This is a genomic window from Acinetobacter baylyi DSM 14961 = CIP 107474 (assembly GCF_000368685.1).
GTDB classification, from domain to species: Bacteria; Pseudomonadota; Gammaproteobacteria; order Pseudomonadales; family Moraxellaceae; genus Acinetobacter; species Acinetobacter baylyi.
The window spans coordinates 167,270-181,145 of record NZ_KB849631.1; the positions used below are offsets into that span (position 1 = coordinate 167,270).

At 43.8% G+C, this 13,876-nt stretch carries 14 protein-coding genes; 7 read left to right on the forward strand and 7 right to left on the reverse strand.

Annotation, left to right across the window (positions count from 1 at the left end):
* The first annotated feature begins 105 nt into the window (after positions 1 to 105).
* From argA to F952_RS16495, 6 genes are all read left to right on the forward strand, one after another.
* Positions 106 to 1,461 (forward strand): amino-acid N-acetyltransferase, encoded by a 1,356-nt coding sequence (gene argA, locus F952_RS16470; RefSeq protein ID WP_004930920.1) that lies wholly within the window; start codon positions 106 to 108, stop codon positions 1,459 to 1,461.
* A gap of 420 nt (positions 1,462 to 1,881) precedes the next feature.
* A complete protein-coding gene (locus tag F952_RS16475; protein ID WP_026057001.1) occupies positions 1,882 to 2,856 on the forward strand; it encodes a sulfonate ABC transporter substrate-binding protein in 975 nt (324 codons plus the stop codon).
* Positions 2,857 to 2,882: 26 nt separating this feature from the next.
* A complete protein-coding gene (locus F952_RS16480; protein ID WP_004930927.1) occupies positions 2,883 to 3,890 on the forward strand; it encodes an aliphatic sulfonate ABC transporter substrate-binding protein in 1,008 nt (335 codons plus the stop codon).
* 22 nt (positions 3,891 to 3,912) lie between these two features.
* Positions 3,913 to 5,103 (forward strand): FMNH2-dependent alkanesulfonate monooxygenase, encoded by a 1,191-nt coding sequence (gene ssuD, locus F952_RS16485; RefSeq protein WP_004930930.1) that lies wholly within the window; start codon positions 3,913 to 3,915, stop codon positions 5,101 to 5,103.
* Entirely contained in the window at positions 5,100 to 5,900 is an 801-nt protein-coding gene (ssuC, locus tag F952_RS16490; RefSeq protein ID WP_004930931.1) for an aliphatic sulfonate ABC transporter permease SsuC, read from the forward strand. Before ssuD ends, ssuC begins: the two co-directional genes overlap by 4 nt.
* Positions 5,901 to 5,912: 12 nt before the next feature.
* Positions 5,913 to 6,713 carry an ATP-binding cassette domain-containing protein gene (locus F952_RS16495; protein WP_004930933.1) on the forward strand — a complete coding sequence of 267 codons (801 nt, stop codon included), beginning with the start codon at positions 5,913 to 5,915 and terminating at the stop codon, positions 6,711 to 6,713.
* Positions 6,714 to 6,743: 30 nt separating this feature from the next.
* Here F952_RS16495 and F952_RS16500 read toward each other — a convergent pair whose 3' ends face one another.
* The 6 genes from F952_RS16500 to rutA all read right to left on the reverse strand — a co-directional run bounded on the left by F952_RS16500 (position 6,744) and on the right by rutA (position 11,907).
* Positions 6,744 to 7,616 (reverse strand): NAD(P)-dependent oxidoreductase, encoded by an 873-nt coding sequence (locus F952_RS16500; RefSeq protein ID WP_004930936.1) that lies wholly within the window; start codon positions 7,614 to 7,616, stop codon positions 6,744 to 6,746.
* Between the two features lie 15 nt (positions 7,617 to 7,631).
* Complete coding sequence (rutG, locus tag F952_RS16505; RefSeq protein ID WP_004930938.1) at positions 7,632 to 8,996, reverse strand: pyrimidine utilization transport protein G; 1,365 nt, start codon at positions 8,994 to 8,996, stop codon at positions 7,632 to 7,634.
* A 29-nt stretch (positions 8,997 to 9,025) separates the two neighbouring features.
* Positions 9,026 to 9,592: an NADH-dependent FMN reductase RutF gene (rutF, locus tag F952_RS16510; protein WP_004930941.1), complete on the reverse strand. Its 567-nt coding sequence runs from the start codon at positions 9,590 to 9,592 to the stop codon at positions 9,026 to 9,028.
* 78 nt (positions 9,593 to 9,670) lie between these two features.
* Entirely contained in the window at positions 9,671 to 10,051 is a 381-nt protein-coding gene (gene rutC, locus F952_RS16515; protein ID WP_004930944.1) for a pyrimidine utilization protein C, read from the reverse strand.
* A 12-nt stretch (positions 10,052 to 10,063) separates the two neighbouring features.
* Positions 10,064 to 10,801, reverse strand: a complete 738-nt coding sequence (gene rutB, locus F952_RS16520) for a pyrimidine utilization protein B (protein WP_004930948.1) — start codon at positions 10,799 to 10,801, stop codon at positions 10,064 to 10,066.
* Positions 10,798 to 11,907 (reverse strand): pyrimidine utilization protein A, encoded by a 1,110-nt coding sequence (gene rutA / locus F952_RS16525; RefSeq protein ID WP_004930951.1) that lies wholly within the window; start codon positions 11,905 to 11,907, stop codon positions 10,798 to 10,800. The genes rutB and rutA overlap by 4 nt, the downstream gene beginning before the upstream one ends.
* Positions 11,908 to 12,359: 452 nt before the next feature.
* On the opposite strand from rutA, the gene F952_RS16530 reads away from it, so the two are divergent.
* Complete coding sequence (locus tag F952_RS16530; RefSeq protein ID WP_004930956.1) at positions 12,360 to 12,977, forward strand: TetR/AcrR family transcriptional regulator; 618 nt, start codon at positions 12,360 to 12,362, stop codon at positions 12,975 to 12,977.
* A gap of 72 nt (positions 12,978 to 13,049) precedes the next feature.
* On the opposite strand, the gene rutD is transcribed toward F952_RS16530, so the two are convergent.
* Complete coding sequence (rutD, locus tag F952_RS16535; protein ID WP_004930959.1) at positions 13,050 to 13,850, reverse strand: pyrimidine utilization protein D; 801 nt, start codon at positions 13,848 to 13,850, stop codon at positions 13,050 to 13,052.
* Positions 13,851 to 13,876: the final 26 nt, after the last annotated feature.

Genomic DNA, 13,876 nt, shown 5'->3' on the forward strand with positions numbered 1-13,876 from the left:
AATCACTTAAAATGTCCAAACTTTTCGGGTTTGGACATTTTTTTATTGAAGGCTCACTAATTTTGTTTAGAATCATCCTTATGTCTTCACCTTCCTGAGTTTGATATGCAGCGTTATGAAACCACTTCTGTTCAGAACATAACACAACAATATGTCCACTGGTTTCGTCACTCAGCACCCTATATTAATGCTCATCGAAATAAAACCCTGGTGTTAATGTTTGGTGGTGAAGCAGTTCAGCATCCAAATTTTCAGCATATTATTCATGATATTGCACTGTTACATTCTCTCGGAATCCGTCTGATTCTGGTTCATGGCGCACGTCCACAAATCAATCAAAATCTGCAAGAAAAGCAGATTGAGACACCCATTCATTTACATCGTCGAGTCACAACACGTGAATCTCTGGCTTGCGTTATGAATGCTGTGGGTTCCATTCGACTTGAAATTGAAGCACTCCTTTCGATGGGGCTTGCCAATTCACCTATGTTTGGTGCGCGGATTGATGTCGTTTCAGGTAACTTTGTCACGGCCAAACCTTACGGGATACGTGATGGTGTCGATTTTCAGCTTACGGGTGAAGTTCGCGCTATTGATACTGACGCCATTCAGCGGCATTTAGATAATCATAATATTGTGGTGTTGGGTCCCACAGGTTATTCCACCACGGGTGAAGTGTTTAACCTTTTGGCAGAAGAAGTTGCAACAAAAACCGCCACTGCACTGCATGCAGATAAATTGATTTTTTTAGGCAAGAAGCAAGGCTTACTCAGTGATCAAGGTAAACTATTACGTGAACTCACCCCTCAACAGCTTGAGCCGTATATCAAACATTTCCAGCAACTTGATCATGAGATGGCACTACATTTACAAGGCGCACAAACAGCGTCTTTGTCTGGTGTACATCGCGTTCATCTGATTTCTTATGCTTATGACGGCGCCCTGATTGAAGAGTTATTTACTCGTGATGGCATTGGTACCATGATTACCGATGCCCACTATGAAGACGTTCGTACAGCGACTATTCAAGATGTAGGAGGTCTGATTAATCTACTACGCCCTCTCGAAGAAGAAGGCATTCTGGTTTACCGTTCACGTGAACGTCTGGAAAGTGAGATTAGTCAGTTTGCGGTGATCGAACGCGATGGCATGATTCTGGCCTGTGCCGCGCTCTATCCAATTCCGACAGCAAAAAATGAAATTCGTTCTGCTGAAATCGCCTGTGTTGCCGTTGATCCTGCCTATCGTAAATCGAATCGGGGTAGTCAAATTCTGCATTTTTTAGAAGAGAAAGCACGTCAAGAAGGGATTTTGCAACTCTTTGTTCTCACCACCCGTACTGCACACTGGTTTCTGGAACACGGTTTCCAAACAGCAAGTGTCGATGATCTCCCTAGTGCCCGACAAGAGCTGTATAACTACCAACGTAACTCACTCGTTTTTAAAAAAATACTGATGTAATTTGGGCACAATTTTTAGTTAAATTGCAATTCCGTCCCTTTCTCATAAAGCTGACGGATTTTTGAATTTTAATCTGTTTTCAGCTCAATGATTGTGTGTAGAACAATCCCTTAGCATAAGTTTCTATATCTTTATTCCATATATATTTAGTCGTAAATCTGCTGAATTATTGACATCTTACAAATCAGTAAAATGAATAAATTTAGTCTTTTTTTAAAATAATATGTAAAACAAATATTTATAAAAATAATCCAAGATAATCTTTAGGATTTATACTCCAACAATTCAGATAAGCTTTGCAGTTTTTTGGTTATCTGATTTTTATATAAGTAATATTAAAAATTTTATTTTTTATGGAATAGAAATAATTCTATGGTGTGGCCTCATCTTTATTTTTCTGAGTTAGAGGCACAGCACATCATGACCAGTATCATTTCATCTTCATGGTTCAAATTTTCAGTGGTTGCAGCAAGTATCACTGGCATCATGATGCTGAGTGGCTGTGCCAAAAAAGAAGCACAGGATTTGACCACCTTAAATATTGGCTTTCAGAAATATGGTTTATTACCGATTGTGAAAGAGCGTGGTGAATTAGACAAAATCTTAAAAAAAGAAGGAATTACGATCAAGTGGGTTGAATTCCCCGCTGGCCCACAGCTACTTGAGGGTTTAAATGTAGGCAGTGTTGTCTTTGGCGAGGCAGGTGAAGCACCACCCATTTTTGCACAGGCAGCCAACTCTAATCTGGTTTATGTTGCTAATCAGCCAGCTGCACCCAATGCAGAAGCACTGATTGTACAAAAAAATTCATCCGTTCATAGTGTTCAAGACTTAAAAGGCAAACGTATTGCCTTAAATAAAGGCTCCAATGTTCATTATCTATTGCTCAAACTATTAGAAAAAAATCATTTAACGCTGAACGATATTCAGGTGGTGTATTTACCGCCTGCCGATGCCCGTGCTGCTTTTGAAAAAGGTGCAGTGGATGCATGGGTGATTTGGGATCCGTTCTTTGCTGCTGCCGAGCAACAGATTGGCGCTCGTGTGATTGCGACTGGACAAGATCTTGTGAGCAATCATCAGTTCTATTTGGCAGATCGTAAATTTGCCCAGAATCATCCAGAGGTTCTAAAAACGCTGGTCAAAGAACTGAATCAAAGCACTGAATGGGTCAAAACTCATCAGGATGACGCAGCGAAACTTCTTGAAAAACCAACTGCACTCGATTTTAACATTCTAAAAACGTCGATATCCCGCATGGGCTTTGGGGTAACACCACTGTCAAATACCGTGATTAATGAGCAACAACAGGTTGCCGATGCCTTCTATCAACAAAAACTCATTCCTCAGCCGCTCAAAATTCAAGACGCCATTTTAAAGGGCGAGATTAAATAATAAGCAAATTATCTGGATTTATCATTATGAGTACATTTAAAACGATTGGTATTCTGGGAACGATCATTGTAACGGCAGGGCTGAGTGCTTGTCAGAAAACAGAATCTAAGGCGCAGTCATCGCATGAAACAGCATCAACAGCGAATCCTGTAAAAACCTTATCCATTGGTTTTCAAAAGTCGTCGTTAAATTTTCTGATAGCCAAGCAGCAAAAAATATTTGAGCAAGAATTTCCAAATGCCAAAATCGAATGGCGTGAATTCCCTGCTGGCCCACAAATGCTTGAAGCTTTGGCTGTAGGTGCCGTCGATTTTGGCGCGGTAGGCAATACGCCACCGATTTTTGCGCAAGCTGCCAACAAGGACTTGAGCTATGTGGGCTATGAGGTGGTACCTGCCAATTCACAGGCCGTTCTCATTCCATCCAACAGTCCAATTAAATCGATTGCAGACTTAAAAGGTAAGCGTATCGCGGTACAAAAGGGATCTAGTGCACATGAGCTTTTGGCCAAAGTTTTACAAAAAGCAGGTCTAAGCTGGCAAGACATTCAACCGATCTGGCTTCCACCTGCCGATGCGCGTGCCGCGTTTGATAAAGGTGCCATTGATGCATGGGCAATCTGGGAACCGTACCTGAGTACAACCGAGCTTAAAGGTCATGCCAAATCTTTGATTGATGGAACAGCATTTCCAACCACCTATTCTTTTTATATTGGCAATCCAAAATTTATCCAACAACATCCAGATGCAGCACAAAAGGTACTGGATGGTCTGAATCAGGCAGATCAATGGTTTGTCAAACATCAGGATGAAGGATTAAGTATTTATGCACAAAGTACAGGATTAGATACACAAGTCGCCAAAGCTGTACTTGATAAACGCCTGAAACCTTCGCCTGTTCATCCACTTACGACCGAGGTGGTTGAAGCACAGCAACAGATTGCTGATCTGTTTAAACAGGTTCAACTGATCCCTAAAGAGATTCATGTCAGTCAGACCATCTGGTCGACCCACTCACCAAAAACCCAAGATTGAACACATTAAAGGAAACTCTCCCATGAATATTTTCTGGTTTATTCCCACTCACGGTGATAGTCGCTATTTAGGTACAAGTAAAGGTGCACGACAGGTCGATCATGCCTATATGAAGCAAATTGCGGTCGCAGTTGATAATTTGGGTTATAGCGGGGTTTTGATTCCAACTGGACGCTCATGTGAAGATCCGTGGATTACCGCCGCCAGTCTGATTGATGCAACCAAACAGCTTAAATTTTTGGTGGCACTGCGTCCTGGAATTACCACGCCAGCACTGGCGGCACGTATGGCCGCGACCTTTGATCGTCTGTCTAACGGTCGAATCTTGCTTAATCTGGTGACAGGTGGTGATGAACAAGAGCTTAAAGGCGATGGGTTGTATGAAGATCACAGCACCCGTTACCAAACAGCCAGCGAATACGTGAAAATCTGGCGCGAAATTCTGACTCGTTCACATACAGGTGAATCATTCACCTTTCATGGTGATCGTTTAAGCGTGGATGATGCCAAATTGCTGTATCCACCCGTACAACAACCGTACCCGCCACTGTGGTTTGGTGGTTCATCCGATGCCGCCTCAGAATTAGCCGCAGAACAAGTCGATACCTATTTGACGTGGGGGGAACCTCCTGCTGCGGTCAAAGAAAAAATTGAAGCGATGCGCGCTCGTGCTGCAACCAAAGGTCGTACCCTCAATTACGGGATCCGTTTGCATGTGATTGTACGTGAAACCAATGAACAGGCTTGGGCAGCAGCCAATGAACTGATTCAGTATTTAGATGATGACACCATTGCCGCTGCGCAAAAGAAATTTGCCCAGATGGATTCTGTCGGTCAGCAGCGTATGGCCGCACTTCACGGCGGAAAACGTGATCAGCTCGAAGTCTCACCGAATCTTTGGGCAGGGATTGGACTGGTACGTGGCGGTGCAGGTACAGCGTTGGTAGGTGATCCAGAAACCGTTGCTGCACGTATTCAGGAGTATGCAGACTTAGGCATCGATACCTTTATCTTCTCGGGTTATCCGCATCTTGAAGAATCAATTCGTTTTGCTGAACTGGTATTTCCACTGCTTCCGCTTAAAACGCGTGAAAGACTGGCACAACCAAATCTGACTGGGCCGTTCGGTGAGATTATTGCCAACAACTATGTACCTGATGAAGATAAGAAAAAGAAACTCTCCAAAGATCAAAATCCGAAGGAGACTGCATGAATTATTCTAAAAAACTGAATGTTTCACGTGGAACACAAGCCCTTGGACAGCGTCTGCTGCCTTGGGTTGTTCCCGTGATCCTGATTGCCATTTGGCAACTTGCATCAACGACAGGTCTATTACAAAGTCGAATTTTACCTGCACCTAGCGCCGTGGTCAGCGCCTTCTGGCATCTTTTAGTCAGTGGTGAACTTTGGCATCACGTTAAGGTCAGTGCTGGACGTGCTTTACTTGGTTTGCTGTTGGGAGGTGGTCTCGGTTTGTTGTTAGGACTACTCAATGGTTCATCCAGAATTGCATCGACCTTACTCGATACCACCTTACAAATGATTCGCAATATTCCTGCACTTGCCCTCATTCCTTTGGTGATTTTATGGTTTGGTATTGATGAGTCTGCCAAACTGTTTCTGGTGGCTGTGGGTGTTTTTTTCCCCATGTATATCAATACCTACCATGGTATTCGTTCAGTCGACCCTCAACTGATTGAGATGGGTAAAAGCTATGGTCTGACCCGCTGGCAACTGTATAAAGAAATCATTCTGCCTGGGGCTATGCCGTCTATCTTAGTGGGTCTACGTTTCTCATTGGGCTTGGTCTGGGTACTTTTAATTGTGGCAGAAACCATTTCCGCTCAGGCAGGTATTGGCTACATGACCATGAATGCGCGCGAATTTTTACAGACTGACGTGGTACTGGTCGGAATTCTACTTTATGCCCTACTCGGTAAATTGGCAGACGTACTGGCACAGGCGCTCGAACGCTACTTACTGCGCTGGCATGCAGGCTATCAACAATAACAGGTGACGATCATGAGTAATTTAAATATTCCATTGTTTCCAGATCAGGAGAAAGATCTATCATCTTCAGCATCACAGCCTGAAACAGCACCCATTGGCGCAGAAATCCTGATCGAGCAATTGCACAAGTTTTATGGTCAAATCAAAGTGCTTGAAGATTTAGATTTGCATATTCAGGCTGGTGAATTTATCGCAATCGTGGGCCGCAGTGGCTGTGGTAAAAGCACATTATTGCGTTTGATTGCGGGTCTGGAACACACCAGTTATGGTGAGATCAAATTTAAGTCTGCACGTCATTTTCGCGAAGGCATTACCAGTGATGATATTCGGGTGATGTTTCAAGATCCACGATTATTGCCATGGAAAAGTATCCTGCATAATGTCCAGCTTGGCTTAAATAAACAGCAACTTCCTATTGCCGAACAATTACTGGAAAAAGTTGGACTCAAAGACAAAGCAGGCCAGTGGCCTTCTCAATTGTCAGGAGGTCAGCGTCAGCGGACGGCATTGGCACGTGCCTTGTCACATTCCCCACGCATCCTGCTTTTAGACGAACCTTTAGGTGCACTAGATGCCCTCACACGCCTAGAAATGCAAAGCCTGATTGAACGCTTATGGAAAGAACAAGGTTTTACTGCCATTTTGGTTACCCACGATGTCAGCGAAGCAGTGCAACTGGCCGATCGCATTATCTTGCTGGATAAAGGTCATATTGCCCAGAGTTTTGAGGTCAATTTACCTCGTCCACGTCACAAAAGTCTGGAGTTTGCTCAACTCGAACAACAAGTGCTTGAAGCTGTGTTAGCCACCTAAAAAAAGCCGCAGGATGCGGCTTGGTCTTCATTAGGCTAGATCGAGAAGCAATTGATTGCGCTGCTCAAGTGTTTGAATGGCAGCTGAAAAATCTACCTGTGTCGCGCGCTCAAGATCCATTTCGCTATACATTTGCTGCACACAATGTAATACGTCTGCCGGTTGGCCTACAGCTTTTATCAGGTCGATGGCGATCCCAATATCTTTTTGCAGCAGATTTAGTGCAAATGTTTTATGAAAGCCACGGCTTAAAATTTTCTGCGGCATGATCGTTTCAGACATGGTACTTTTACCACTCGAATGATTAATACAAGCCAAAGCAGCATCTAGATGAACCGCATGGGCTTTAAGTACAGACATGCCCTCACTCAATGCCCATAGATTAGCAGCCATCAAAATATTATTAACCGCCTTAACGGCAAAACCTGCTCCACTGTCACCGACATGCTCGATCAATCCAGCAAAAGCCTGAATGATAGGTTGGGCACGCTCAAAAGCAGTACGCTCACCACCAATCATCACCGTCAATGTGCCCTTTTCAGCGCCAATCGTTTGCCCTGAAACAGGTGCATCCAAAAAATCCACACCATGCTGTTTGAGGTGTCGACTGAGTTGTTGTGCCGATGCAGGAACACCACTGGTACAGTCAATCCAGACACTGCCAGAACGTGGTGGATAAGCTGCAATCACAGCTTCCACCTCGGCACTGGTGGGTAAACAGGAAAAAATTAAATCTGCCTGTACCAATTGTTCTAGCTCCACCGCCAAACTACCAAACTGCATTGCATGTGCTTCGGCTTTATGCTGAGTACGGTTCCAGACCATCACAGTGGCATCGAGTTGGGTCAAGTGGCCTGCCATATGCCAGCCCATGGCCCCTAATCCAATAAATCCGATACGCATGATACAACGGTCTCCTTAAGATTGAGGGCTGACAGGCTGAATGATTTTCTCAGGCTGTGCATTGGGTTCAAGCTGACTGCGCTTGCCAGAATCACGATTGAGCAATAAGTTCAGTACAATTGCCGCCAGTGTCGCAGTCCCAATTCCCCCCAAATCAAACGCTCCAATATGTAAACTAAAATTGCCTGCCCCCATAATCAGACTCACAGCCGCAATAATCAGCGTACTGTTCTGAGTAAAATCCACTTTATGATCAATCCAGATTTTGGCACCTGCAACAGTGATCAGGCCAAACACCACAATTGACGCCCCACCAAGCAAGGCAACTGGAATGGTATGAATCACTGCGCCAAACTTAGGTGAAAGCCCAAGTAAAATTGCAAATACCCCTGCCACAACAAACACGGTCGTCGAATAAACTTTGGTCACTGCCATCACGCCAATATTTTCGGCATAGGTGGTCATGCCCGTACCACCCACTGAGGCAGATAAAGTGGTACACACACCATCTGCAAAGAAACCACGTCCCATATAAGGCGATAGATTACGACCCGTCATGGCGGATACCGCTTTAAAATGTCCCAGATTTTCTGCTACCAGAATCAGGGCCACAGGTGCGATGAGTAAAATTGCATTGGCTTGAAAAACAGGGGTATGAAAGTTCGGGATACCCAACCAGGCAGCTTGAGCGATCGGACTAAAATCAATGGCTTTGCCCAAGCCAAATACATTGGCCAAGATAAAATAGGCAAAATAAGCCGCACAAAGTCCCACTAAAAGTAATAATCGACGTAGCATACCGCGAGTAAATACGGCCACAGCACTGATACATAAGATCGTCAGCACAGCCATCCATGTATCAAAGCCATTTCCAGATACACCTTTGATGGTCACAGGAGCCAGATTCAAGCCAATGATCATGACAATTGCACCTGTGACAATCGGTGGCATCAATTTTTCAATCCATGCTGTTCCTGTACGCATCACGATCAGACCGATGGCAGCATAAATCACACCACAGACCACCGTTCCACCCAGCGCTAGTGCCAGATTTGGATTGGTCCCCACCCCGTTATAGCCCGTTGCCGCCGCGACTGCTGCAATAAAGGCAAAACTTGAACCCAGATAGCTGGGTAAACGACCACCTGTAATTAAAAAGAATAAAATGGTACCAAACCCAGTTATAAAAATCGTCAGATTGGGATCAAAGCCCATCAATAACGGTGCCAGTACAGTTGCGCCAAACATGGCAAAAGCATGTTGTAGCCCTAACACAATACTTTTGCCTGCGGGAAGATATTCATCGATCTGGACAGGATGATGTTCCAGATCGCCTTGATAAGGCTTAAATTTGGCAAACCACGGTTCTTGACTCGACATCGCTATTTCTCCTCATTTCAATATGAGACTTAAGCTACACAATGGGGTTCGCAATAATTGCGGTTAAAATACATCAAGGCATTTTGTCCTTGGCAATGTTGTATGGCCTTCACCTGACAGAAAAAAACATCATGACTGCCAACAGATAGGCTTTGTACAACCTCACAGTCGAAAGACACCAGCGCATCTGTAAGTACAGGCGCCTGTGTGGCTAATGTCCTCCACTCACCATGGGCAAAACGGTCTACCATCGGGGTTTTACCACCAAAAATATTAGAGAGATGCGCCTGATGTGCAGCCAGTGTATTGACACACAACACCTGATTTTGTTTAAAGGTTTCAAATACTGAGGCAGAGCGATTTAGACAGACCAGTAATGTCGGCGGAGTATCGGTCACACTACACACCGCAGATGCGGTAAAGCCTGATTTTCCTGCCACGCCATCCGTGGTAATCACATTGACAGCAGCGCCTAAATTGGACATCCCTTGACGAAAAGCCTGCTGATCGACCTGCATGAAAGTTTCACGATGAATTTGTTTCATTTGTCCGAGCAGACTTTCTATGTGTTTTGTAGTTTGTGTTAATACTGTCATTGCAGATCTCCACCCCAAAATACTCAAGGTGATGGGGTTTATTTATCTATTTATTCACGTCATAAATTTGACTGTCGATTAAACATGAGCAACTGAGGCAATCTCAATCAGGGCATCTGGTTTGACCAGTCCCACCTGCACGCAATAGCGGGCTGGACGTTCTTCTGGGAAATACTCGGCATACACCTGATTGATTGCGGGATAATCGGCCCAGTCACGTAAAAAAATATGATTAAAGGTGACATCTTTTAAACTGCCTCCTGCATTGCTTAAAATATGCTTGATGGTCTCAAGCACATGACGGGTTTGTGCTGCCGCATCCCCCACATGCACCACATCGTTGTTTTCATCCAGTGGTAAAATGCCAGAAACATAAACGATATTATCTGCCTTGGTCGCTGGCACATACGGCGCAAGTGGTGGTGGCGTTCCTTCTGGTAAAATAATCTCTTTAGGCATTCTGATTCTCCCTTAAGCAGTTTTGGCAAGCTGTTGATTGTGTTGAAACGTATTAACAAAACTTTGTGTATCCGACACCCAGCCAAAAAAGGTTTTGATGTTGTACATGCTGGCACGATGCATTTCGACTGGTCCTGCCTGATAACAAGCATCGTCTAACGCCACTCCAAAATATTCGAGAAAAAATCCATCCCGTAAAGTCGACTCCACACAAACATTGGTCGCAATACCAACGAAGACTAGATTACGAATGCCACGCGCCCGTAACATGCTGTCGAGCGCTGTATTAAAAAAACCGCTATAACGTGGTTTTTCAATCACAATATCTTGGCTTTTCGGCTGTAACTCATCAATCAGTTCAAAATCCCAACCGCCTTTGGCCAGTAATTTGCCTTGTAGCTCAGGTTGCTTACGCATGGTTTTAAGTGCATTGGATTTATGAAAATTAGGTGAACCTGCGCCTCCAGCTTCTACATATTGATTGTCCCAACCATTTTTAAAATAAATTACCTGAATGCCAGCAGCATGTGCCGCCGTAACTGCTTTTTGAATATTTTCGACAACAGGCTTAGTTTTAGAAACATCAAAACCCGCGAGGTCCAGATATCCTCCAATCGAGGTATAGGCATTTTGCATATCAACCACGATCAGTGCTGTTTGCTCGGGCGCTAGCTGGATGGCCTCAGGTTCTGCTTTCAGAACACGTCCTGTGCCTGCACGTTCGGTAAAATCTGCAATGACAGTATTCATGCGCTTTTCTCCAATGGGGTAACAGGTTGATATTCGGCCACGATATCTTGACGGGATGTCATTAAGGGTTGGATGCGTTCGCCAAAGTCTTCAACCCCCTGCACAAAATCATCAAAGGTCAGTAAAATGCCTTCTGTGCCTTTAATTTCGGCAATTTCGTCTAGCATCGCAGCGACTTTTTCATAGGAACCCACGAGAGTCCCCATATTGATATTCACAGGTGAAACACTAGATGCCATTTGGCGAATATTGGTATCGGCACCTGATTTAGTATCTTTGCCGCCCTGATTCATCAGCCAGTTAATGGCTTCTACGTCGGCACCATCGTTATAGCTTTGCCACTTGGCCATCGCTTCAGCATCGGTTTCTGCGGCAATCACCATAAACAACACATAGGTTTGAACATCACGCCCAGTCTGATCGGTAAAGTGTTTCAAACGGTCATTAATGCCTGCGTAAGCGGTTGGCGTATTTAAGCCCTTACCAAACACGAAATTGTAATCAGCATGTTGTGCAGAAAATTCGAGTCCTGTATCAGACTGTCCTGCACAGATAATTTTCATCTCGGCTTGTGGTTGAGGGCTAACTCGACAATCTTCCATCTGAAAATGTTCACCTTTAAAGTCGGATTGTCCTGTCGCCCAAAGCTCTCTCAGAATTTGTACATATTCAGACAGATATTCATAACGTTTGGCAAAGTATTCATCACCTGGCCACATACCCATTTGACTATATTCAGGCGCCTGCCAACCTGTCACCACATTAAGACCAAAGCGTCCGTTAGAGATCGAATCAATGGTTGAGGCCATACGCGCAACAATCGCAGGTGGCATGACCAATGTGGCAGCAGTGGCATAGATTTTAATTTTACTGGTCACTGCGGCTAGTCCAGCCATCAAAGTAAAGGTTTCCAGATTGTGATCCCAAAATTCGGTTTTTCCACCAAAACCACGTAGCTTGATCATCGACAAAGCAAAGTCAAAGCCATAATGTTCCGCACGTTGTACAATTTTTTTATTCAATTCAAAGCTTGGCATATACTGCGGCGCATTTTCGGATAGTAGCCAGCCATTGTTTCCGATGGGGCAAAAAACACCTATTTTCATATCGGTAATCCTCTTGGGAGATGCGATTCATGAATTACATGAGCGTCACCTAAAACTGATGATTGTCTTTTTCAAGAATGGCCTATTCTTATATTTTTTACATTGCATACAACGTGCCAACTTTATTAAAACTATATTTTTCAATATTTTAATAAAAACATATGGTCAACCATTTTTTACCATTTAGTAAAATAATGAATCATTTTGCTGCACTATTTTTGTGTGTACTGATTCAATAATGTGCAAAATCCGAGCATGGCAGTTGGTTGTTACCTATTGGGTATCTGCCCCACTTTGAAAATTTACAAATTAAAGTAATCTGGCGATGCTGGATAATTTCTTGACAGATGAGCGACTTAGCCCAGATAAAGATAAAGAAAATCGCTCGGGACTGTGCACAAATCGCTCGGATTCCCTTACAATGAGCTGACCTTTCCCAATTTGTTATCTCAATGGAACAAAAAAAGAGTACGCAAAAACGCAATCAGCTCCTCAATGCCGCTCTGGATGTATTTTCCACCTATGGCTTTAGTGGGGCAAGTCTGGACGAAATCGCACAACTCGCGCAGATGCATAAGTCCAATATCTTTTATTATTATGAAAATAAAGAAGCACTCTATGTAGAAGTGCTGACGACAGTATTACAAAAATGGCTGGCGCCTTTGCAGACGCTTGAAGTCGAGCTTGAGCCAACAGAAGCACTGGCACATTATTTAATTCAAAAAATTGAAGTCTCACGGACTCAACCTAAAGCGTCCAAACTGTTCGCACTGGAGATTATTCAAGGGGCACCACATATTCTGGAAATTTTAAAAGGCCCATTAAAAAAGCTCTTCAAACGCAAAGCTAAAGTCATCCAGACATGGCAAGAACAAGGTAAAATCTCGGCGGATATTGATCCCGAGCTACTGATTCTAAATATCTGGGCAATTACCCAAAACTATGCAGATTTTAGTATCCAAATGGAAATGGTCACAGGCAAAACCCTAAAAAATAAAAGCATGCATCAACGTGCGATTGAGCACACTGTACACATGATGCTCTATGGTGTTATTCCTCGTTCAGTGTGACAAGATCAGATCAGTTGATTAAGGATGTGCCATCGTTTTTACGATGGCATTTTTATGCTTCAAACTTATATTTTAAGTTGGTGCTGATGTCTTAAGAAAATCAAGCATCAGTTGATTGACCTGCCGAGCCTCAGTGACTGTAGATGCATGTCCCCCATAAGGCAGTAGCTTGAGCTGCGCATCTGGTAATTTTTTCCATAAATTCAAAGATTGTACGTATGGCACCAACATATCGTCCTGATTAGCGATCAGGCACACAGGCAATTGTTTTAACGTGTCTATACGTGCAGTGTTTACCTGATACTGCATGAGGGCATTTAACCGCTTTAAGACATTGGCATGTGGCGGAAAATCGGATTGCATTTTGGCCTCTTGCTGCTCAAGTAAAGCTGTATGTTCAGAAATCCATAAGGGTGGATACAAAAACAAAGCCTGAGCATGTAAATATGCTGCTGTGCCTGCATGCTGTAATAACGCGATACGGGTGGTAAAACATCTTAAGGTGTGTGGATCGAGCTGCTGCCAGGCATTAATCAAGGTCAGGCTTAACAGTTGACACGTTTCAGATGCATAACGATGCGCCAGTTCTATCCCAATAAATCCGCCTAATGCATGTCCAATAAAATGAAAGCGTACGATGTTGAGTTGCTGTAATAACTGCTTGACTTGTAAGGCCAGATGCTCAAATGAATAGCCATCAGCTAACAACTCACTCGACGCGTGACACCCTTCCTGATCATAAATCAATACATGAAAATACTGCCGAAATACATCCAGTTGTGCCTGCCAAAAACTGCCATGCCCACCCAGACCCGATGAAAACACCACATAAGATGCATTTTCATCGGAGTGCTTAAAAAGTTGATAGTTCATTTTTAACCATTTGGTAAAATCATGAT